This window comes from Paraburkholderia sp. J7 (assembly GCF_905220155.1).
GTDB lineage: Bacteria > Pseudomonadota > Gammaproteobacteria > Burkholderiales > Burkholderiaceae > Paraburkholderia.
On record NZ_CAJMYZ010000009.1, the window covers coordinates 1 to 22,192 of the forward strand.

Sequence of the window (22,192 nt, forward strand, 5' to 3'; positions counted from 1 at the left end):
CACCGAAGCAGGTGGGCGACGCGTCATGTTTGTTTGCGGTGACGACGGCGACGCAAAAAAAGCCGTCTCATCAATGCTGTCATCAACGGGATTCTGCCCAATTGACCTTGGCAGCCTCGCGCAAGGTGGCCGGATCCAACAGTTCGGGGCACCGCTCGCGGGACCGAACCTGTTGGCGTTATGAGCAGCAGTGCCAGGCGTGCATGCTTCAACCTTCGGCGTGATCGTATCAATGTGGGTCACGCGCGTGACCCGATGGATCGAATAAGCCAATCACAGGCTCACTGATCGCCGGCATGAAAAACATCGACACCAGCGCTCCCAATTGTTGCCACAGGTCGTTGACCCCGGCGCACTGGCTGCGCCGGCTTGAGAGCGCCTGTCGCCTAGAAGCGATGCGTCATCCCGAAAATGGCCGCAACCGCGTGGCTCGTGCTCGAGTACGTCGAGCCGCTGAAGTTCGCCACGGCGGCCTTGCCGGTCGAATCCGTCCCCGCAGCAGCTTGATAGAAGCCATCCGCATAGAGCGACGTGCGCTTCGTGATCGCGTAGGTCGCGCCCAGGTTCACCTGGTTGTAGTGGGCACTGTCGTAGTTGCCGGCGCCGCTGTTGTGGGTATAGATATAGGCTGCGGCAAGCGTCAGGCTGGGATTGACTGCGTACTTGACGTTCAGTTCTCCAGAATTGAACGTGGCCGTACCACCGTGGTATTGCGTACCGTAGCTTCCGCCGGCGTTGACCTCGCCGAGATTCTGGAACTGCGTGTTCGAATACAGCACCGCCACCGTTACCGTCCCGAGCACGTACGAGCCGCCCGCAGTCACGATCTGCTGGGAACCGGCCGACGCATAGCCGCCAAAAATGCGGCTTGGCATGTTGTTGTTGGTGCCGGTGGCGGAGGTCGAGGAGTTCCCCTGATTGCCGAAGGTCGCGTAGTACGGGTCCTTCGTGAACATGTAGCTCGCGCCTAGTTTGACGGGCCCGTTGGCATACGCGAGCGCCACGTCCTTGACGGAGTTCTGGCCGAAGTTGCCAGCAACGTTGCCGAAACTGTAGAGCACGCCGAGCGTGAAGCCGCCGACGTTCGGGCTCGTGTACTTCACGGCGTTCTGGATGCGGTTGGACGTATCGACGTTGTCGACGTCGGCAGCGCGCGTGCCGTAACCGAGTCCCGAAGCCGCCCAGTCGGCACCCGATGCAAACGAGCTTGTTGCGTCGTTGCTGGCCGAGTACTGCCGCCCGGCGGTGACAGTACCCCACGTCACGCTGCTCAGGCCCACGAATGCCTTGCGTCCGAACAGCAGGCCGCCCTGCCCCAGTGCGCCGGTACCCACCGTGAAGCCGTTTTCGATATCGAAAATTGTCTTGAGGCCGCCGCCCAGATCCTCGGCGCCGAGCAGGCCCCAGCGCGACGACGTGCCGGACGACAGGCCGTACAGCGCCCCGCCTTTCACATTGTTGTTGTACAGGAAGCCGGCATCGACAATGCCGTAAAGGGTGACGCTGCTTTGCGCGTGCGCGGCGCCGGCAACGAGGCCGAGCGAGAGAGCCGCTGCGCTGAACTTGTTGAATTTCATCTGCGATGTGTTCTTGGGTGATTGTGGACTAGTCGACAACGTGCGTGTGTAAGTGCAGCGGACCGGCACGAAGAGGCGGCGACGACAAGCAAAGTGCTGCCTTGCCCAATCCGCGGGCACCGAGTCTATTCACTCCGCATTCCTTTTCAAAACAAGTTATTTGTCTAAGCTTTACGACGGACAGGCGGATCGTGGGCACCTCAGCGCAAAGCGATGATCCGTGAAGCGCGTCATTCATCTACCGTGATTTTGATTTGGATTCCTCTATAATTGATCAACACAGGTGGAACAAAGCGCATGACGGAACCCACGGCACGCCGCACACAACTGAGCTGCCCACATTCGAACGAATCGCGCTGAGCAAATCACGATAGGTTGGTTTGTTGCGGGCCGAGCCGTCACTACACTCTTCAGCGACCTTCCATCTGACGCGATCGCAGTGTGCTACGTGGCATGCGTTCCGCCGCTGCCCACAGGAGACCCTCACCACGATGAGCCACATCCCCGCCCCCGTTCTCGATCACGTCGTCGTCAACGTCAAGGACCAGCTCGACGACGCCTCGCACACGTATCGCAAGCTCGGCTTCGCGCTGACCGCGCGCGGTCATCATTCGCTTGGGTCGAGCAATCACCTCGCCATCTTCGGCGAGAACTATCTGGAACTCCTCGGGTTCGAGCACGGCAAGAGCGTGGACCGTCCCGACATTGTCAACGCGCCCCCCGGCCTGTCCGGGCTCGTGTTCAAGACGGACGATTCGCTCGCGCTGCATGAAGCGATCACTGCGCGCGGCATTGCCGTCGAGCCACCCGCCGAATTTTTCAGACCCGTTCAACTGCCGGACGGTGCAGAGGACGCACGCTTTCGCACCGTGCGTCTGGGCGCCGAGCTGGTGCGCAACGGCCGCACGTTCTTCTGCCATCACTTCACGCCGCAACTCGTGTGGCGCGACGAGGACCGGCGCCATCCGAACGGCGTGACGGATATCGTCGGTTTCGTCGTCGCTGCGCCTGCACCTGAGCAGGTCGCGGATCTTTATGAGCGGCTGTTCGGGCCCGGCATCGTCGAGCGCGCCGGCAACGATCACTATCGCCTGCCGGCCGGGCGAGCGACTGTCGAGTTCGTCACGCCCGCCGAGGCAGAACGTCGCTACGGCGCGGTCGCGGCCACGCAAGACGGAAGTGAGCGTTATGTGGCGCTCGATCTTCGCGTTCGCTCGCTCGACGCGCTGCGCCAATTGTTCGAGCGCAATGGCGTCGCTTTTGCCACGATCGCGGACGGCTCCGTGCGCGTTGCCGCCGCGCACGCCGCGGGCGTTGCGCTGCGCTTCGTCGAAGGCGGCGCGGCATGAGCGAGGCAGCCGCCTTTTGGCATTACTTCGCTCCCGACTATGCTTCGGCGCGCGAACGGTTCGTCGCCAGCGCCCAACGCGCTGGCGCGCAACTCGCGAGCTACCGGCATCCGCATGCAAGCGGCCCGGGCGGCATCGCGCTCAGCATCGACGTCGCGCGTCTCGGAGCGCAGCACGCGCCAAAGCAGCTTCTCGCTATCAGCGGCACGCACGGTCTTGAAGGCGCCGCGGGCTCGGCTGTGCAGATTGCGTGGCTTGAAAACGCGGCAGCCAGCCTGCCGCCCGATGTCGCCGTCACGCTCGTACACGGCCTCAACCCTTACGGTTTCGCGCACGCTTCGCGCACCACCGAAAACAACGTCGACCTGAATCGCAATTTCGTCGATCACGACGAGCCGCACCCGCACAATGCGCATTACGCAGCGCTGCACGAGTGGCTGATTCCGCCGCGCTGGGACCACGACACGCTCGCGGCCGCGAAGGCGGCAACCGACCGCTTTCGCGACACACACGGCGCCGACGCCCTCTTCAACACGCTCGCGAGCGGTCAGTACACACACGCTGACGGTCTGATCTACGGCGGCCGCGAACGCGAATGGTCGAACCTCACGCTGCAGCGCGTGGTCGAGGACCATCTGGCGCACGCACAGCGCGTGGCGTTCATCGACTGGCATACCGGCATTGGCGAATACGGCGAGCCGTTCTTTCTCTGCTTCAACGCGGAAGGCAGCGAACTTCAGCAGCGCGCCGCGCAATGGTGGGGCGCCGGGCGCGTGCTGGGTCAGCGCCCGCACGGTCTCGCGCGGCCCGACTATCGCGGGCTCGTGTTCCGCGGCGTCGAGCGGTTTCTCGCGGGACGGCCGATGGCCGGCGCCGTGGTCGAGTTCGGCACGCGCGGGCCGAATGTGAGCCTCGCGTCGCGGCTCGACCAGTGGCTGCGTTTTCGCGCCCCGCAAGCACCCGAACCCGAGCGCGACGCACAGCTGCGCGCCGATCTGCTCGATGCGTTCGTACCCGTTTCTTCGCTCTGGCGCGACAGCGTGATCCGGCATGGCCTCGCAATCACGGCGCAAACGCTAGACGGGCTCACTCGCTGGTAACCAATATTCATCGTACTTCGAAGTTATCCACGTTTTCGTCTCCATCATGAAAGCTATTGTTTTGCGCGAGCACGGCGGCCTCGACAAGCTGCGGCTCGAAACTGCGTTCCCCGATCCGGCGGCCGGTCCCGGTGATGTCGTGCTCCGCGTGAAAGCCGCTTCGTTGAACTACCACGACGTGTTCACACGCCGCGGCATGCCGGGCATCAATCTGCCCTTTCCCGTCATTATCGGGCTCGACGTGGCGGGCGAAATCGTCGCGGTCGGCGAAGGCGTGCGCGACTGGCGGCCAGGCGATCGCGTGCTCGTCGACCCCATCGATCGCGTGGACGGCGGCCTCGTCGGCGAGACCACGCACGGCGGTCTGGCCGAACTGTGCCGCGTGCCGGCGCATCAGCTGATCCGCTTGCCCGACGATGTGAGCTTCGACGAAGCGGCCGCATTGCCGGTCGCCTACGGCACCGCACTGCGCATGATGCGCCGCATCGGCCAGATCGAGGCCGGCGAGCGCGTGCTGATTCTCGGCGCGAGCGGCGGTGTAGGCGTGTGCGCGGTGCAGCTCGCGAAGCTCGCGGGCGCAGAAGTGATCGCTTGCGCGGGTTCGCCGGAAAAGGCACAGCGCCTGCGCGATCTCGGCGCGGATCACGTCATTCTGTACACCGAAGAAGACTTCATGCGGGCCGTACACGCGAAGTTCGGCAAGCCCGCGCGGCGACGCAACGCCGCGCAACGCGGCGGCGTGGACGTGGTCGTGAACTTCACCGGCGGCGACACCTGGACGCGTTCGCTGCGCTGCCTGCGTCTGGGCGGGCGCCTGCTCACCTGCGGGGCGACCGCGGGCTATGCCCCGCCTGAAGATATCCGTTACATCTGGACCTTCGAATTGCAGATTCGCGGCTCGAACGGCTGGGAGCGCGAAGACCTGCACGAACTGCTCGATCTCGTTCAGCGTCGCCAGTTGCGCGTGCTGATCGACCGGAAGTGGCCGCTGGAAGAAGGCGCGCAGGCACTGGCGACGCTCGAAAACCGCGAGGTGGTCGGCAAGGTGCTGGTGGCGTCATGAGCGAAGCGCGCGACATGCTCACGATCGAGCAGATCCAGCAGGCGTTCGACCGTTCACCCTACATCGCCTCGCTGCGCATGCGCGTGACCGGGGCCGACCACGAAGCGCAGGCGCTGCGCGTACACATACCGTTTCAGCCCGGTTTCGAGCGGGGCGCGGGCACGGGTCAATGGCATGGCGGCGCGCTCGCGGCGATCATCGATACGGTCGGCGACTTTGCGGTCGGCATGCTGGTCGGGCGCGGTCTGCCCACCATCAACTTTCGCGTCGACTATTTGCGGCCCGCCATCGAGACCGGCATCGAGGCCGTCGCCACCGTGCGGCGCCTCGGCCGCAGCGTGAGTGTGGCCGACGTCGAACTCTACAACGACAAAGGTGTGCTGCTCGCCATCGGCCGCGCCAGCTACGCCACCGCGTGAGACCACGACGGCTCGCGATCCCTCCAGAACCCACGCTACGCCGGCCCGTGCGGGTCGCCCCATTTCGTCATGAAGAAGAATCCGCCCTACTCCCGACGCTCCTTTCTTTCCTTGACCGCTCGCGGCGCGCTCGCAGCCGGTGCCGGCGTTAGCGGCATCGGCGGTCTCGCCACAGCGGGCCGCGCCATCGCGGCCACGCCCGCCCCGCAAACCGTCGCGCCCAGACGCGGCGGCGCGCTGGTGGCGAGCTGGGGCGGACTTGAACCCCAGGCGCTGTTCGTGCCCGGCGGCGGCGGCTCCAGCCCGCTGCAGACGTCCACGAAGATCCTCGAGCGCCTGCTCAAGCTCGACAGCACGCTTGCGTTCCAGCCGGTGCTCGCCACGAGTGTGAGCGCTTCGCCCGACTTCCAGACCTACACCATCAAGCTGCGCCCGAACGTGCGCTGGCACGACGGCCAGCCGTTCACGGCGGACGACGTCGTCTTCAATGTGCTCGAATACTGGAAGCCCATTTCCGCGGGCATCGCGCTCAAGACGCTGCAAAGCGCAAAGGCCCTCGATCCGCTCACGGTCGAACTGCGCTTCACGCGGCCCGTGCCCGACTTCTTCCTGAAATCGGTGCTGGCGGGTCAGTACCAGGTGCTGCTGCCGAAGCACCGCTATGCCGGCAAGGAAATCCTCACGAATCCGCTGAACAACGCGCCGGTCGGTACTGGCGCGTGGAAATACGGCGAGTGGGTGCGCGGCAGCCACGTCGAGTACCGGCGCAACGATCAATACTGGGGCGCGGGTCAGCCGTATCTCGACAAGCTGGTCGTCTCGTGGTGGGGCGACTCCGCCTCGCGCTCGGCAGCACTCGAAACCGGCGAGCTTGCACTCGCGTACTCGAACCCGGTGCCGGTGCGCGATATCGACCGGCTCGTGAAAACCGGCAAGGTGGTCGTCGATACCATGGGCTACGAAGATTCCGCGTGGACGGTCACGGTCGAGTTCAACCAGCGCCGCGCCAACGTGCAGCGCCGTGAAGTCCGCCAGGCGTTGCTGCATGCCATCGACCGCAAGTTCATCGTCGACACGATCTACTTCGGGCGCGGCCGTCCCGCCGTCTCGCCGATCTTTCACAGCAATCCGCTCTTCTTCACCGACGACGTGCCCCATTACCCCTTCGACCCGAAGCGCGCAGGCGCGCTGCTCGACGCGGCGGGGCTGCCGAACCGCGAGGGCGGCCGCTTCACCGTGAACCTGCTCGCGGCCGCGTGGTTCGAGGAGAACGCGAAGCTCGGCCAGTACCTGAAGCAGGCGTTCGAAGACGTTGGCGTGAAGGTGAGGCTCGATTCCGTGGACCGCGCGACCGCGCTCAAGCGCATCTACACCGACTACGACTACGACATCGCCATTTCGAACTTCACCGCGCCGCTCGAACCGGTGCCGGTAGTCACGCAATATTTCACGACCGATGGCATCGTGAAGGGCGGGGCGTTCCGTAACGCGACCGGCTATTCGAACCCGGCCATGGATGCGCTCGTCGACAAACTCAGCACCGAGACGAACCCCGACAAGCGCAAGCAGCTCGCGCACGACTTCGCGCGCCTCGCCTCGACCGAGGTGCCCATCGTGCCGCTCGTCGAAATGCAGTCGTTCACGCTCGCGCGAGCGAACGTGCGCGATTTCACCGCCAGCTCGAACGTGCAGGGCGACTCGCTCAACGCGGTCTGGCTGGCCGCGTGAGAGGGGCGCAGTCATGATCGCGCGCCTGATCGTACGCCGGCTGTTGCAGGCCGTTCCGCTGCTGCTGGGCGTCATCGTGCTCAACTTCTTCTTGATTCACTCGGTGCCGGGCAGCTTCCTCGACGTGATGACCGCCGACCAGCAGGTCACCGACCCCGCGCTGATCGAGCGTCTGCGCGTGCTTTACGGCATGGATCAACCGCTGTGGCAGCAACTGCTGCATTACATCGGCGCGGTCGCGCATCTCGATCTCGGCTACTCGTACCGGCACAACGAACCGGTGTTCGACGTGATCGTCGAGCACCTGCCCGCCACGCTCGTGCTGATGCTCTCCAGCATCGCGATCGCGGTGCTCGTCGGCGTGAGCGCCGGTGTAATCGCCGCGGTCAAGGTGAACACGTGGTGGGACACGCTCGTTTCCGCCGCGGCCGTGCTGTGTTTCGCGGCGCCGAGCTTTTGGCTCGGCATCATGCTCATCATCCTGTTTTCGGTGCGGCTCGAATGGTTTCCCGTGGGCGGGATGACCACCATCGGCGCCGACTATGGCGGCGGGCTCGCGGGCCAGTGGCATGCCGCGCTCGATGTCGCGCGCCACCTCGTGTTGCCGGCCACCACGCTGGGGCTCTTTTATGCCGCCACCTATGCGCGCGTGATGCGCGCGTCGATGCTCGAAGTGAGCCGCCTCGACTTCGTTCGAACCGCCTACGCCAAGGGCCTCACGCGCCTGCGCGTCGTGCTCTCCCATATGGTGCGCAACGCGCTGCTGCCCGTTCTCACGCTGCTCGGCATCCAGCTCGGCGCGGTGCTGGGCGGCAGCATCGTCGTCGAGGCCGTATTCAGCTGGCCGGGCATCGGCGGCGTGCTGTTCGACAGCGTGATGAGCCGAAACTACCCCGTCGTGCTGGGCATCCTCGTGCTCAGCTCGCTGCTCGTCGTGCTCGCCAATCTCGTGGTTGACCTGCTCTACGCGCGGCTCGATCCGCGCATTCGTACGGAGGCGCCATGACGACGCTCGATCCGCTCGCCGGCGCCGCGCCCGTTGCACGCGAGCCTTCGCCCGCGCGCGGCGGCGCATGGCGACAGTTCCTGCGCCATCGAGGCGCGGTGCTGGGCGCACTGCAGCTCGCGTTCACGGTGGCCATCGCCGTCGCGGCAGGCTGGCTCTATCCTGGCGACCCGCTGCGTATCGTCGGTGCGCCCGAGACCTGGCCCTTCCAGACGCGCGACTTTCCGCTCGGCACCGACGCACTCGGACGCGACATCGCGGCACTGCTCGCGCACGGTGCGCGCGCCACGCTGCTCGCGAGCCTTTGCGCCAGCCTCGTCGCAACGCTGATCGGCGTCGCGATCGGCCTCGCCGCCGCGTGGTACGGCGGCTGGATCGACGCCCTTCTCATGCGCACGACCGAGTTGTTCCAGATCGTACCCAACGTCGTGTTCGTGCTGACTATCGTCTCGATTCTCGGCCCGCGCCTGCAAAACACCGTGATCGCCGTGGCGCTCGTCTCGTGGCCGGCAATCGCCCGGCTCACGCGCGCGCAATGCCTGAGCTTCAAGAGCCGCGACTTCGTGGCGGCGTGCCGCACCGTCGGACTCAGCCCGTGGCGCATTGCGTTCGGCGAGATCCTGCCCAACGCACTGCCGCCCGTGCTCGTGATGGGCACGCTAGTCATAGCGGGCGCGATCCTCTATGAATCGGTCGTGTCGTTCCTCGGGCTCGGCGACCCGAACCTCGCGAGCTGGGGGCGCCAGATCGGCGAGGGGCGCACGCTCATCAGGTCCTCCTGGTACCTGTGCGCCGAGCCCGGCATGGCGATCATGCTCGTCGTGCTGGCGCTCAACCTGATCGGCGACGGCCTGAACGACGCGCTCAATCCCGTGTTCCGCAAGCGCTAGGCGCGCGGTCGCGTTTTTTCAAACTTATCAAGAAGGATTCCTGATCATGACACGATGGACCAATCTCGGCAGCCTGGTCGATCGCTCGCTCGATCTCGACAGCCCCGCCATTATCGATCTGCGTGACGCCTCGCGTCCCGTCACATGGACACACGCCCAGGTCGACCGTCTCGCGAACGGCGTGGCGGCCGCGCTCCTCGCGCGCGGGTTGCAGGCTGGCACGCATGTCGCCATTGCCTCGCTGAATCGGGCCGAATATCTGATCGCCTACTTCGGCATCATGCGGGCAGGACTCGTAGCGGTGCCGATCAACATCAAGCAGTCCCAGGAGAACCTGGACTACGTGCTGCAGGACGCCGAAGTGGCGCTAGCGTTCGTCGACGCGGACCGCCGCGAGGCGCTGGCCGCACGCGTACCCGTGATCGACTTCGACGACGCCGGGCCCGAAGGCTTCGCGGCGCGCATCGCGCCAGCCGACTTCGAAGCCGTCGCCGCGAACCCCGGCCAGGTCGCGCAGATGCTCTACACGTCGGGCTCGACGGGCAAGCCGAAGGGGGTGCCGCTCACGCACGCGGGCCAGTTGTGGGCGCTCGAGGCGACCTGGGTCAAGCCCGCCGCCCCTGGCGCGGAGCGCTATCTGCTCGCGCAGCCGCTCTTTCATATGAACGGGCTGTTCATGGCCAAGCGCGCCTTCTCGGTGAACGGCCTGCTCGTGATCCAGCCAGGCTTCGACGTGGCCGCCTACGTGGATGCGCTCGAACGCTACCGCATTACCGTGCTCGCCGCGGTCCCCACCATGTTCGCGCGCATCGTGAAGGATCCCGCGCACTACGCCGGCCGCGACTTTTCCGCGCTCGGGCGCGTCATGCTCGGCTCCGCGCCGATGAGCCTCGCGTTGTTCGAGCGCATCCAGGCGGTGTTCGCGCAGGCGCGCATCGTCCACGGCTACGGGACCACAGAAGCCGGGCCGAGCGTGTTCGGGCCGCATCCGCAAGGCTTGCCCACGCCCCCGCTTGCCCTCGGCTACCCGCTTTCGGCCGATGCGGTGCGTCTCGTGAACGGTCCGGATGAAAACGAAGGCGTGCTGCTCATGCGCAATCCCGCCGTGATGCACGGCTACCACCGGCTGCCGGAAAAGACCGCGCAAGTGCTCGACGACGGCTGGTACAACAGCGGCGACGTGATGCGCCGCGACGCGAACGGCTTCTTCTACTTCGTAGGCCGCGCCGACGACATGTTCGTCTGCGCGGGCGAGAACATCTATCCGGTCGAGGTCGAAAAACTGCTCGAGTCGCACCCCGAAGTGCGCCAGGCGAGCGTTGTGCCGCTGCCCGACGAGGAACGCGCCGCCGTGCCCGTGGCTTTCGTCGTGCGGCAGCCCGGCAGCGCGCTGTCGGCCGATGCGCTCAAGCAGCATGCGCTGGCGAACGGGCCAGCCTATCAGCACCCGCGCCGTATTGCGTTCGTCGCGGAACTGCCGTGGGCGGGCACGAACAAGGTCGATCGCCACGCGCTGCTGCAGCGCGCACGCGAGCTGGAAGCCGCCGGCGGCTGGAGTCGCGACAAGCTGGCCGCGCCGGGAGTCCTGGCATGAGCGCCGCCCAGAACGTCAACGCCGTGCCCGGGAGCCTCGCGGGCAAAGTCGCGCTCGTCACGGGCGCGAGCCGTGGCATCGGCCGTGCGATCGCGCTCGCGCTTGGCCGGCGTGGCGCGTTCGTCGCGGTGCATTTCGGCAGCGCGCATGAAAAGGCCGAGCAAGTCGCACGCGAAATCGCGGATGCAGGCGGCCAGGCCTTCGTGCTAGGCGCGGACCTCGCCAGCACCGATGGCGTGCGCGTGCTGCTCGACGGCCTGCGCGCCGCGCTGCGCGAGCGCGGCCTGCCCGAAGCCTTTGACATCCTCGTCAACAACGCCGGCGAGGGCTTGCGCGCACGCATTGCCGAGGTGCAGCCCGACGACTACGACCGCATCATGCAGGTCAACCTGAAAACGCCCTTCTTCCTGATCCAGCAGTCGTTGGCGTTGCTGCGCGACAGCGGGCGCATTGTCAACATCTCGTCGATGGGCACGCGCGCCGCCTATCCGCGCATGAGCGTCTATGCGCCCGCCAAGGCCGGGCTCGAAGCGCTGACGCTCGTGCTCGCCGCCGAACTCGGCAGCCGCGGCATCACCGTGAACGCCGTGCTGCCCGGCGCGACCGCGACGGACCTGAACCGCGACGCGAGCGACCCGGTCGCGAGCGTGGCCATCGCGCAAACCGTCGCGCTAGGCCGCGTGGGCCAGCCCGACGACGTTGCCGACATCGTCGCCTTTCTCGCAAGCCACGAGGGCCGCTGGGTCACGGGCCAGAAAATCGACGCAAGCGGCGGCCAGCGCCTCTAACCCAGGAAACGCGATGACTACGCTGCTCGAAGTACGCAACCTCACGGTCGACCTGCCCGCAGGCGCCGACCGGCCGCACGCGTTGCGCGACGTATCGCTCTCGCTCGACGAGGGCGAACTGCTGTGCATGGTCGGAGAAAGCGGCTCCGGCAAATCGATGACCGCCGGCGCCCTGCTGGGACTGTTACCGGAAGGCGTGCGCGTGACGGGCGGCAATCTGCTGTGGCGTGGCGATACCGATTTGCTGACACTGCCGCACGCGCAGTTGCGCCGCTGGCGCGGCAGCCGCATTGGCATGATCTTCCAGGAGCCGATGACAGCACTCAATCCGCTGCGCACGATCGGCGACCAGATTGCCGAAGTCTTTCGCACGCACACGCGCCTTGGCCGCGGCCAGATTCGCGCGCGCTCGCTGGAACTGCTCGACGCCGTGCAGATTCCCACACCGGAACACGCGCTGCGCCGCTACCCGCACGAGCTCTCCGGCGGCCAGCGTCAGCGCGCGATGATCGCCATGGCGCTCGCGCTCGAACCGGCGCTCTTGATCGCCGACGAACCGACCACGGCGCTCGACGTGACGACGCAAGCGCAAATCCTCCATCTGATTCGCGACCTGCAGCGCCGCAACGGCACCGCCGTGTTGTTCATCACGCACGACTTCGGCGTGGTGGCCGAAGTTGCCGATCGCATCGCGGTCATGCGGCATGGCGAAGTCGTCGAACAAGGCGCGGCCCGCGAAGTGCTGAACCGGCCGCGTCATACCTATACGCAGACGCTGATCGACGCAGTGCCACCGGCGCCTGCGGCAACTCGCGTCGACGCCGCGCCGCCCTTCACGCAAGGGGCCGCGCCGGCGTTGCTGAGCGTCGAAGGACTGTCGAAGACGTACCGCGCCCGCGGCCGGCGCGCGCAAGCCACCGCCGCCTTACGCGACGTCTCGTTCGAGGTGCAGCAAGGCGCGACGCTCGGCATCGTCGGCGAAAGCGGCTCGGGAAAATCGACGCTCGCGCGCGCCATCATGCAACTCGTCGCCCCCGACGCCGGCGCGATCCGCTACGGCGGCGACGACCTGGCCCGCCGCGCCCGCACCCGCGCGACGCGCGCGCACCGCCTCGGCATACAGATGGTGTTTCAGGACCCCTACGGTTCGCTGAACCCACGGCGGCGCGTGGGCGACATCGTCACGCAAGGGCCGATCGCGCGCGGCGTGGAGCCGGCGCGCGCCTATACCCGCGCGCGCGAACTGTTCGCGCTGGTCGGTCTCGCACCCGACGCGCTCACGCGCTTTCCTCATGAATTCTCCGGCGGACAGCGTCAGCGCATCGGGCTCGCGCGCGCGCTCGCACTCGAGCCGAAGCTGCTTGTCGCCGACGAGCCGGTATCGGCACTGGACGTTTCGGTGCAAGCGCAGGTGCTGAAGCTGCTCGCGCGACTGAAGGACGAACTCGGCCTGTCGATGCTGTTCATCACGCACGACCTGCGCGTGGCGGCGCAACTGTGCGACCGCGTCGCGGTCATGAAGGGCGGCAGCATCGTCGAGTACGGCGCGCCGGGCGAGATATTCTCCGCGCCGGCCCACCCCTATACGCGCACGCTGCTCGAATCGGTGCCGGGGCGGGACTGGAATCCGCCGCGGCGGCGCGAGGTCACGGCGCTTGCGCAAATCGGCTGACCGCGCGAGCGCACGTGGGCGCTCGCGCATTCACACCGAGCGCTCACCCGCGCTTGCCGCCGACCGCCTCCGGCCCCCGCCCCCTACGCCGTTGGCGGCCTGATTCGATTGCGAGCTGCGCCCGACTTCGAGCCGGTACTCGCGCACGAAACCCTCGGGCTTGAAGATCAGCGCGAGTATCAGCCCCAGTCCGACCAGCATGAGCCGCAACGCCGCGAGCTGGCTCGAAGACAACCATGTCACGTAGTCGTTCAGGAATCGCGTGCCCTCGAGCAGTAGCACTACCGTGAACGTGCTGAGCAGCATGCCGCGATTGCTGCCCCTGCCGCCGATGATCACGTTCATGAATGCGTAAGCGGTGAGAATGGGACCGAATTGCGTCGGGTCGATGTACTGGTAGTAAAAGGCATGCAGGCAGCCTGCCAACCCGATCGCGCCGCCGCCCAGCGCGAACAGGCGCAGCCGCAGCGCCAGCACGTTCTTGCCGAGCGTCGCGGCGACCAGCGGGTCGTCGCGGATCGCGCGGGCCGCACGCCCGAGCGGTGCGCGCGCAACGAGTTCGAATAGCACGAACACGCCCGCGAGCAACGCGAGCGTGAGGAGCAGAAGCGACGCGTCGCCCGCGACGGGCCGTGCGATGTTCGAGATGCCGAGGCTTCCGCGCGTGAGCCATTCCTCATGAACCACCACGAGCTTCAGACATTCCGCCGCACCGAGCGTGACGATGGCGAGATAGTCGTCGGACAGACGAATCGAGATGAGGCTGACACACGCGCTCGCCAACGCGGTAACGACGACGGCGCAGACCATCGCGAGCCACGGGTTGAGACCCGTCTTCGTGAGCTGTGCGCACACGTACGCCGCAAGCATGTAGAAACCGAAGAGCCCGAAGTTGACGAGACCCGTCAGGCCCCATTGCGCGTTCAGCCCGAGCGCTGCGATGCCCGCAATCGCGATCAGCATCATCAGAGAAAGAAAATACGGCGCCATGTCCTTGACCTATCGAGTAACGCGCGCCTGCCCAAACACGCCCCAGGGGCGTGCGAGCAGCAGCGCGGCGAGCACGGCAAAAGCGACCACGGTGCGGTAGTGCGACGCGATGACGAGCGTCGAGAGTTCGGATGCCACGCCCATGACGAGCGCGCCGAACACGGCGGCCATCGGCTTGTCGATGCCGCCGAGAATCGCCGCGGCGAACACCGGCAACAGGTAGTTCCAGCCCATTTGCGGATCGAGCGTGGCGTCGAGCCCGACGAGCAGGCCGCCGGCCGTGGCGAGCGCGCCGCTCACGAACCACATCGCGGCCACCGTCCGGTTGAGTGAGACGCCGCGCACCGCGGCAAGCGCCGCGTTGTCCGCGACCGCCCGCATCGCCCGTCCCAGACGCGAATAGCCGAACAGCGCCCACACGGCGACGAGACTGCCGAGACCAACTGCAGCGATCAGCCACTGCTCGTGATTCACACGCAAGCCGCCGAGCGCGTCGAGCGACGGGAACCGCGTCGGCCGCGCCGGCTCCACGTCGTAGCCCAGCGGCGTGCCGCCCGCCACGAAGCGCACTGCGTTTTCCATGACCAGCGCGACGCCCATGCTCGCGACCAGCAGCGTCACGCCGGAGCGGCCGCGCAACGGGCGATAGACCAGCCAGTCGATCACGACCGCGATCAGTCCGCCCAGCAGGATACCGGCCAGCGCCGCGAACGGGATTGGCCAGCCCAGCGCGACATTGAAGAAGTAGATCACGTAGGCCCCGAGCGTGAGCATTGCGCCGATCGCAAAGTTCGCGAAACGCAGAATGCTGAAGCTCAGCGCCAACGCCAGTGCGGGCAGTGCGACGAGCAGCCCGGAGACAAGACCATTGAAAAGGATCTGCAGCATGGTGCGAGGCAATCAGAGAGTCTCGGGCACGCCGGGCTGCGTGCCGAGGTAAAGACGATGCAGCCGGTCATCGGCGAGCAGTTCCTGCGCTGGCGCGAGCAGGCGAACCTGTCCCGCGACGAGCACGAGGCCGCGATCCGCTGCTGCGAGGCCGAGCTTCACGTTCTGTTCGATCATCAGCAGCGTGATGCCCGTCGCGCGAATGCGCGCGATCGATTCGAACAGAAGTGCCGCGTTGCGTGGCGAGAGGCCCGCCGAGGGCTCGTCCAGCACCAGCAGCGAAGGGGTCTGCATCAGCGCGGACGCGATCGCCACCATCTGGCGCTGCCCGCCGCTCAGCAAGCCGGCGCTCGCCGAAAGGCGGTCGCGGATCTCGGGAAAGAGTTGCAGAACGTAATCGAGCCGGTCGCGCCGTGCGGATATCTCCATGCGCGGATGCAGAAACTCCCAGCCGAGCCGCAGGTTGTCGCCAACGGTGAGATTGGCGAACACATTGCGCTCCTGCGGCACATACGCGAGCCCGAGACGCGATCGCGCGAGCGCATTCAACGCTTCGACAGGCTTGCCGCTCAGCGCGATCGATCCACGCGACAGCGGCAATAGCCCGACCACCGCCTTGAGCAGCGTCGATTTGCCCGAGCCGTTGGGCCCGACGACGGTGAGCGCGCCGCCCGCCTCCAGCTCGATATCGACGCCATGAAGAATGTCCTTGCCGGCGTATCCCGCATGCAGGCGCTGCAGTGACAGGGCCGCGCTCATGCCGGCGCTCCGAGCCAGGCTTCCTGCACGCGCGCATCGGCGGTGACGGCATCGAACGTGCCCTGGGTCAGCACACGGCCTTCCGCGAGCACATACACGTGATCGCACAGCGCCGCCATCAGTTCCATGTTGTGTTCGACGATGCCGAACGTCATGCCTTCATTGCGCAGATCCACAATGAACTCGCCGAGTTCGCCGATGAGCGCAGGATTGACGCCCGCGGCGGGTTCGTCGAGCAGCAGGATGGACGGTTCGAGCATCAGCGCGCGGCATAGCTCCAGCAGCTTCTTCTGACCGCCCGAGAGGACCCCCGCCGGTTCGTCGGCCAGGTGTGTCAGACGTACGCGCGCGAGCAGCGACAGCGCCTCTTCCGTGGCCAGCGCTTCGGCGCGCCGCACGCTGCGACGCGAGAACACTGCGCCCACGAGACTTTCGCCGCGCTGTGCGGGCGCGGCGAGCAACAGATTCTCGAGCACCGTGAGGCTATCCAGTTCGCGTGACAGCTGAAAGGTGCGTCCGATGCCCGCATGCGCGCGCGCATGGACCGCGAGCCGTGTGATGTCGCGGCCGCGCAGCATCACCGTGCCGCGCTGCGGTCGCAGCGTGCCCGCGAGCACATTGAAGAGACTCGACTTGCCCGCGCCGTTCGGCCCAACGAGCCCGGTGATCTGGCCGGCCCGCAAACCGAGCGATGCGCCGTCGAGGGCGTGCACGCCACCGAAAGCAACGCTGACATGCTCGGCGCTCAACGCGATGTCGTCGTTCATCCGAGCGTGTCGACCAGTTGATTCGCGCCGTTCTTGATGACGAAGTGCCCGTACTCGCGGTTGAGCTGATCGCCGGTCGGCGTGAAGCGGAAACTCGACCCCGCGCCGCTGTAGGCGATCGCCTGCTTCGCGCGCAGCGCCTTGAGGCCATCGACCGGATTCTCGACCGTTTTGGGATTCGGCCCCGTGCCGTTGACGACCGGCAAGATGAACTTCGCGAACACGGCGGGGTCGGCACTGCCCGCGCGTTCGATCGCGAGCGCCAGCACCGAAATCTCGTCCCACACGTTGGAAGGAAAGATTGCGAGCGTGTTCGCCGGAATGCTCGCCCGCTGCGCGAAGGTCTTGTACGCGGTCGAGCTTGCGCTCGGAATCGACTGAATGTGATGAATGCCCTCGGCCACGCTCTTGCCGACGTTCTTGATGAATGCGCCCTCCGCGTCCGCCGCCGACGAGTTCGCATAGATACGCGAGTCGCTGAAGCCGCTGCGATAGACTTCGCGCGTGATCGCCGAGAGGTCCGGCAGATAGCTCGGCAGGAACACGGCGTCGGGCTTCTTGCCGAACACCTTCTCCACTTCCGCGCGATACGAAGCCTGATCCGGGTTGTAATACACCACGTCGAGAATCTTCCCGCCACCCTTTTTGAAGGTATCGACGAACGGATTCACCATGCTCAGCGTGAACGGCGTTTGCAACGCGAGCACCGAAGCCGTATGCGCGCCGTCTTTCAGCGCGGCGCGCGCGAATGCCGCGCCCCAGTCGGTGCCGCGCGCCTGGAAGCGCCAGACGAGGCCCTTGTTGTCGCCTTGCGTGACTTCGTCGCCGGAGCCGGTCACGAACAGCGGCACGCCCTTTTCGATAGTGAGCGGCTTGATCGCCATCGCAACCGCGCTGCTCCACACCCCTGTGATCGCCACGACCTTCGAGACGTCGAGCAGCTTGCGTGCGGCGGCAACGCCCGCGGTCGGATTGCTTTCGTCGTCTTCGACGAGGATCTCGATCTTGCGGCCGCCCAGCACACCGCCGCCCTCAGTGTTGATGAAGTCCGCGGCCTTTTTCGCGGCGTTGACCATGCCTTCGCCATAGGCGCCGCCCGCGCCGGTAAGTGGCGCGAGCAGCCCGATGCGGACAGGACCACGGTCCTGTGAAAATGCGAGACGCGGAGCGGCAAGTGCGGCGAGCGCGGCACTCGCCACACCCAGGAAGGCACGGCGGTCGAAGGTGGAATCGGACATGACTAACGGTGAAAAGCGGTGAAAAGCGGTGAAAAGGAGCGGTTAAGCCGGATGCACGGCAGTCGGGTCTTCGCCGATCTGCAGCGCCTGGTTGAAGCGGTTGAAGAAGCCGCACAGCGCGATGCGCAAGGTCAGTTCGACGATCTGCGCCTCGCTGAAGTGCTCGCGCAGACGCTCGAACACCTGGTCGCGAATGCGCTGCGGCGCGTTGGTCACCGCGATCGCGTATTCCACCACCAGCTTGTCGACGGCATCCAGTTCCGGATGGTTCCGATACTCGAGCAACGAGCGCGCACCGGCCTCGCTCACGCCTTCGATCGCGAGACGCGGTGCGTGATTGCTCACACAGTACTCGCAGTCGTTCAGCAGCGAGACCACGACGATCGCCATTTCGATGTACCGGTACGGCACCGCATTTCGCGCTTTCAGTTCAAGCAGCATGCGCGGCAAATGCTCGACCGCGGGCGCGACGTGCGAAAGTACGGAGAACTGATCGGCGAAATGTGCGCCATTACCGGTGAATGCATCGAAGAGTTCACGCAGTCCGGCGGAAAAATTGGAAGGATTGGGTTCGCTGACGCGGGGCATAGGGGGTTCTACTGTTAAAGGAAGGGGATGAAGGGCTCGTACTCACTGCGCCGCGCCGGAATCGAAGCGAAAGCGCGCGCCTGCGTGTGGCGCTTCGAGATGCGCACCCTGTCCGAGCAGCTTCTCGCGCAGCGTGCCTTCTTCATAAGATGTTTTGTATGCGCCGCGCCGCTGCAGTTCGGGCACGAGGTAATCCACGACATCGTGGAACGTGCGCGGAGATTCGACCCACGCGAGATTGAAACCGTCGATGCCTGTTTCCTCCACCAGCGACTGCAGTTCGTCCGCGACCTGCGCGGCATCGCCGACGATCACGGCGCCGCGTCCGCCGATCGTCACGAACTCGACCGCGTCGCGCACCGTCCATTCGCGATCCGGATCGAGCTTGCTGAACGACGCGAGCGCGGACTGGCCCGCATCCGTATCGACATAGTGCAGCGTATCCTCGGGCTTGTAACGCGACAGATCGATTCCCGTCCAGCCTGAAAGCAGCGCCAGTGCGCCCTCGTAGCTCGCACGTTGCCGGTAGGCTTCGTAACGCGCCTGTGCCCGTTGCGCGGTTTCGTCGACGATGACAGTGCACATTGCAAACAGCAACGCGCTGTCGGACGCGCGTCCCGCTTCTCCGAGCGCCGCGCGGATCGCCTGGACCGATTTGCGAAGACCGTTGCGCGTGGGCGCGCCAACGAAGATGCATTCCGCGTGCTTCGCGGCAAACTGCGTGCCGCGTGTGGACCCGCCGGCCTGAAACAGCAGCGGCGTGCGCTGCGGCGACGGCTCGCACTGGAAAATGCCTTCGCTCTGGAAGTAACGGCCCTTGTGCACGATCGGGCGAACCTGTTGCGGGTCGGCGTAGATGCCTCGCGCCGCGTCCCGCTTCACGGCCCCGTCTGCCCAACTCCCCTCCCACAGCTTGTAGCAGACTTCCAGGAACTCGTCGGCGCGATCGTAGCGTTCGTCGTGCGCGCGCAGTTGCGTCTCGCCAAGACTGCGGGCACCGCTTTGCAGATACGACGTCACGATGTTCCAGGCTACGCGTCCTTTCGTCAGGTGATCGAGTGTCGTGAAACGTCGTGCAAGCAGGTAGGGAGCTTCATAGGCGACCGAGACGGTCACGCCAAAGCCGAGCGACTTCGTGGCGTGCGCCATCAGGGGAATGAGCGGAACGGGGTCGTTCATCGGCACCTGCGCGGCCGTGCGCACGGCGGCTGCAGGGCTTGCGCCGAAAACGTCGTAGATGCCGGTCACGTCGCCGAGGAAGAGCCCGTCGAAGAGTCCGCGCTCCAACACTTTCGCGAGGTCGACCCAGTAGTCGGTATCGAGGTAGCCGATTGAATTGTCGGCGGGGCCGGTCCACTGTCCGGGCGCAAGATGCCCGACACAATTCATCATGAAAGCGTTCAAGCGGATCTGGCGGGGCATGGCAGCAGGGAACGGCGTGTGAAACGGCTGATTGTATTGCTCGCTCATGGCCAGGTGAACGCTGCTCTTCTTATATCCTTATGGGGGCCTTCATCAAAAGCAGCACACGATTTCGAATATGGTCTTGAAGCATTGCGCAATGCGCTGTGCGAGCACGGCCATCGCGGACTCCATCTAGCCGATGGCAGGCGAACGCACGATCCGCACGGTGATTTCGGGCTTGAAGTCGCTCACCTGCACGACGGAAACCGGAATTGATTCGATGTTCGTATTATCGGCGGCCGATATGTAAATCTCGAATTGATATTGGCCGTAGTTCAAGGCGAAAACCATAATCGGCAATGAGCGGCTCTCGCCCCACACGCGCGCTCGCCCTGACGTGAAACGCGCGCTCTCAACCCCAACTGGACCGCTGCGGCTGCGAACGCTTGCGCCACACGGTGATACGCCTCGCGCCAGCGGCTGCATACAGGAGGTAACGTCTTGAGTACCACTGATCGGGCAGCTATGGCTCGGCGTGCTCGGTCAGGCCTCATAAGCCGCGCATTTTCGCGCAGCAAAGCGTTGCCGGCCGCTGTCCTTACGCCAACGAATTCCGTACAGCGATCCTGCACAACGATACCTGCAAAGGCTATCGGCAGCCCGACTAGTTCCCGCGTTGGCACGAACGCATTGCGGCGCGCGAGGCGCGCCGAATCCCGTTTCCACCACTGGAGGCACGATGAGTATCGACCGCAGGGCTTTCCTGCAACTTTCCGCGAGCCTGCTCGCGAGCGGAGCCGGCATGCCGCTCGCGGCGCGCGCACAGACGGCCGCCGCATCCCCCACGCCTGCAGCGGGCGGCACTCTCACCTACGCGGTCCAGCAGGAGCCCCCCGGCCTCGTCTCGCTGCTCGACACCAATACGGTGATCCGCAACATCAGCGCGAAAATTTCCGAAGGACTGCTGCGCTATGACGCACAGTTCCGTCCGCAGCCGCTGCTCGCGGTGCGCTGGTCGGTGAGCGACGACGGCCTGCGTTATACGTTTGCGCTGCGTCCCGACGTGCGCTGGCACGACGGCCAGCCGTTCACATCGAACGATGTGCGTTTTTCCGTACTCACGCAAAAGCGCCTCGGCCCGCGCGGGCGCATCACGCTGGCGAACGTCTCCCGCGTGGACACGCCCGACGCGCTGACAGCCATACTCGTGCTCGACAAGCCCACGCCGTATCTGCTCAAGGCGCTCGCTTCGGCCGAACTGCCGATCGTGCCGCAACACCGCTACGGCGAAGGCGATCCCGTGACGAACCCTAACGTGCTCGCGCCCGTCGGCACAGGTCCGTTCGTTTTCGACAAATGGGTGCGCGGCACGTACATCAGCCTCAAGCGCAACCCCGACTACTGGCGCAAGGGCGCGCCGCATCTCGACCACGTGGTGTATCGCATCACGCCCGATCAAGGCGCGATTTCGGCGGCGCTCGAAACGGGCGAAGTCGACGCCGCCACCAACGTCGCGCTCGCCGACTTGCCGCGGCTTGCGAGCCTGCCACATCTGCGCGTGGACGACAGCTATGACGCGTACCTCAACAATGCAGCGTTCCTCGAATTCAATCTCGACAATCCGGTGTTCGCGAACGCTGACGTGCGCCGCGCCATCGCGCATGCGGTCGATCGCAACTTCCTGCGCGATCACGTGTTCTACGGCCGTTCGCAGGTCGTCAATTCGCCGGTGCCGCCCGTGCTCGCCGACTACTACGACGACAGCACCTTCGCCTATCCGTACGACGTCGCAAAGGCCAATGCGCTGCTCGACGCCGCCGGTCAAAAACGTGGCGCGGACGGCCAGCGCTTCACGGTGAAGATCAACTACATCACGGGCAGCGATTTCCGGCGCAGCGCCGAATACCTGCGTGCGGCGCTGTCTCGCGTGGGCATCAGGGCGACGATTCTCGACGGCGATCTGCCCACGTATCTGCGCCGCGCTTATACCGCACGCGACTTCGATCTCAACATCAACGGGCTCGGGCGCCTCTACGACCCGACCGTGGGCGTGCAGCGCATCTATTGGGGCGACGGCGTGACGCATCCGCTCATCTGGATCAACGCGTCGCATTACCAGAATCAGGAGATCGACGCGCTCTTCAAGGCAGCGGCCGTCGAGCAGAACGACGCTCGGCGCGCGGCGAACTTCAAGCAGATCCAGCAGATCGTCGGCCGCGATTTGCCCGTGTTCCCGCTCGTGACCGTGCCCTCGGCGGTACAGGTTTACAACCGTCGCGTGCACAACCTCAACAACAGCATCGATCTCACGGCCGGAGACCTGTCCGACGCATGGATCGCACCGGCCTGAGCCGACCTGACCACAAGGAAAG

General features: G+C 65.7%; 20 protein-coding genes and 1 pseudogene. 12 read left to right on the forward strand and 9 right to left on the reverse strand.

The genetic code is table 11. The features are described 5' to 3' along the window. A pseudogene (locus tag U5A58_RS16050) lies at positions 1–184 on the forward strand (NADP oxidoreductase); the annotation flags it as partial. A 202-nt stretch (positions 185–386) separates the two neighbouring features. On the opposite strand, the gene U5A58_RS16055 reads toward U5A58_RS16050, so the two are convergent. After that, positions 387–1,577, reverse strand: a complete 1,191-nt coding sequence (locus U5A58_RS16055; protein WP_321911141.1) for a porin — start codon at positions 1,575–1,577, stop codon at positions 387–389. Positions 1,578–2,068: 491 nt separating this feature from the next. Here U5A58_RS16055 and U5A58_RS16060 point away from each other — a divergent pair, with 491 nt between their 5' ends. From U5A58_RS16060 to U5A58_RS16105, 10 genes are all read left to right on the forward strand, one after another. Further along, positions 2,069–2,926 (forward strand): VOC family protein, encoded by an 858-nt coding sequence (locus U5A58_RS16060; RefSeq protein ID WP_321962161.1) that lies wholly within the window; start codon positions 2,069–2,071, stop codon positions 2,924–2,926. Continuing rightward, a complete protein-coding gene (locus U5A58_RS16065) occupies positions 2,923–4,026 on the forward strand; it encodes a M14 family metallopeptidase (protein WP_321962162.1) in 1,104 nt (367 codons plus the stop codon). The genes U5A58_RS16060 and U5A58_RS16065 overlap by 4 nt, the downstream gene beginning before the upstream one ends. Positions 4,027–4,072: 46 nt before the next feature. After that, a complete protein-coding gene (locus U5A58_RS16070; protein ID WP_321945717.1) occupies positions 4,073–5,089 on the forward strand; it encodes a quinone oxidoreductase family protein in 1,017 nt (338 codons plus the stop codon). Next, entirely contained in the window at positions 5,086–5,508 is a 423-nt protein-coding gene (locus U5A58_RS16075) for a PaaI family thioesterase (protein ID WP_321962163.1), read from the forward strand. Before U5A58_RS16070 ends, U5A58_RS16075 begins: the two co-directional genes overlap by 4 nt. Before the next feature lie 69 nt (positions 5,509–5,577). Continuing rightward, entirely contained in the window at positions 5,578–7,236 is a 1,659-nt protein-coding gene (locus U5A58_RS16080) for an ABC transporter substrate-binding protein (RefSeq protein ID WP_321962164.1), read from the forward strand. 13 nt (positions 7,237–7,249) lie between these two features. Further along, positions 7,250–8,242 (forward strand): ABC transporter permease, encoded by a 993-nt coding sequence (locus U5A58_RS16085; protein ID WP_321962165.1) that lies wholly within the window; start codon positions 7,250–7,252, stop codon positions 8,240–8,242. After that, the gene (locus U5A58_RS16090) at positions 8,239–9,132 is read left to right on the forward strand and encodes an ABC transporter permease (RefSeq protein WP_321962166.1); all 894 of its coding nucleotides are present in this window, start codon (positions 8,239–8,241) and stop codon (positions 9,130–9,132) included. The genes U5A58_RS16085 and U5A58_RS16090 overlap by 4 nt, the downstream gene beginning before the upstream one ends. A 46-nt stretch (positions 9,133–9,178) precedes the next feature. After that, entirely contained in the window at positions 9,179–10,726 is a 1,548-nt protein-coding gene (locus U5A58_RS16095; protein ID WP_321962167.1) for a class I adenylate-forming enzyme family protein, read from the forward strand. Then, the gene (locus tag U5A58_RS16100) at positions 10,723–11,514 is read left to right on the forward strand and encodes an SDR family oxidoreductase (protein WP_321962168.1); all 792 of its coding nucleotides are present in this window, start codon (positions 10,723–10,725) and stop codon (positions 11,512–11,514) included. The genes U5A58_RS16095 and U5A58_RS16100 overlap by 4 nt, the downstream gene beginning before the upstream one ends. Before the next feature lie 13 nt (positions 11,515–11,527). Next, positions 11,528–13,186 carry an ABC transporter ATP-binding protein gene (locus U5A58_RS16105; protein WP_321962169.1) on the forward strand — a complete coding sequence of 553 codons (1,659 nt, stop codon included), beginning with the start codon at positions 11,528–11,530 and terminating at the stop codon, positions 13,184–13,186. A 30-nt stretch (positions 13,187–13,216) separates the two neighbouring features. Here U5A58_RS16105 and U5A58_RS16110 read toward each other — a convergent pair whose 3' ends face one another. The 8 genes from U5A58_RS16110 to U5A58_RS16145 form a co-directional block, all read right to left on the reverse strand. Beyond that, positions 13,217–14,176, reverse strand: coding sequence for a branched-chain amino acid ABC transporter permease (locus tag U5A58_RS16110; RefSeq protein ID WP_321962170.1), 960 nt, complete (start codon positions 14,174–14,176; stop codon positions 13,217–13,219). A gap of 9 nt (positions 14,177–14,185) precedes the next feature. Then, a complete protein-coding gene (locus tag U5A58_RS16115; protein ID WP_321962171.1) occupies positions 14,186–15,064 on the reverse strand; it encodes a branched-chain amino acid ABC transporter permease in 879 nt (292 codons plus the stop codon). A 12-nt stretch (positions 15,065–15,076) separates the two neighbouring features. After that, complete coding sequence (locus tag U5A58_RS16120; protein ID WP_321962172.1) at positions 15,077–15,823, reverse strand: ABC transporter ATP-binding protein; 747 nt, start codon at positions 15,821–15,823, stop codon at positions 15,077–15,079. Beyond that, positions 15,820–16,590, reverse strand: a complete 771-nt coding sequence (locus U5A58_RS16125) for an ABC transporter ATP-binding protein (RefSeq protein WP_321962173.1) — start codon at positions 16,588–16,590, stop codon at positions 15,820–15,822. Before U5A58_RS16125 ends, U5A58_RS16120 begins: the two co-directional genes overlap by 4 nt. Continuing rightward, on the reverse strand, positions 16,587–17,828 hold the full coding sequence (locus U5A58_RS16130; protein WP_321911166.1) for an ABC transporter substrate-binding protein: 1,242 nt from the start codon (positions 17,826–17,828) through the stop codon (positions 16,587–16,589). The genes U5A58_RS16125 and U5A58_RS16130 overlap by 4 nt, the downstream gene beginning before the upstream one ends. Positions 17,829–17,870: 42 nt before the next feature. Further along, on the reverse strand, positions 17,871–18,416 hold the full coding sequence (locus U5A58_RS16135; protein WP_321962174.1) for a carboxymuconolactone decarboxylase family protein: 546 nt from the start codon (positions 18,414–18,416) through the stop codon (positions 17,871–17,873). Positions 18,417–18,458: 42 nt separating this feature from the next. Next, positions 18,459–19,838: an LLM class flavin-dependent oxidoreductase gene (locus U5A58_RS16140; RefSeq protein WP_321962362.1), complete on the reverse strand. Its 1,380-nt coding sequence runs from the start codon at positions 19,836–19,838 to the stop codon at positions 18,459–18,461. A gap of 174 nt (positions 19,839–20,012) precedes the next feature. After that, on the reverse strand, positions 20,013–20,201 hold the full coding sequence (locus tag U5A58_RS16145) for a hypothetical protein (protein ID WP_321962175.1): 189 nt from the start codon (positions 20,199–20,201) through the stop codon (positions 20,013–20,015). Between the two features lie 358 nt (positions 20,202–20,559). Here U5A58_RS16145 and U5A58_RS16150 point away from each other — a divergent pair, with 358 nt between their 5' ends. Further along, complete coding sequence (locus tag U5A58_RS16150; protein WP_321962176.1) at positions 20,560–22,170, forward strand: ABC transporter substrate-binding protein; 1,611 nt, start codon at positions 20,560–20,562, stop codon at positions 22,168–22,170. Positions 22,171–22,192: the final 22 nt, after the last annotated feature.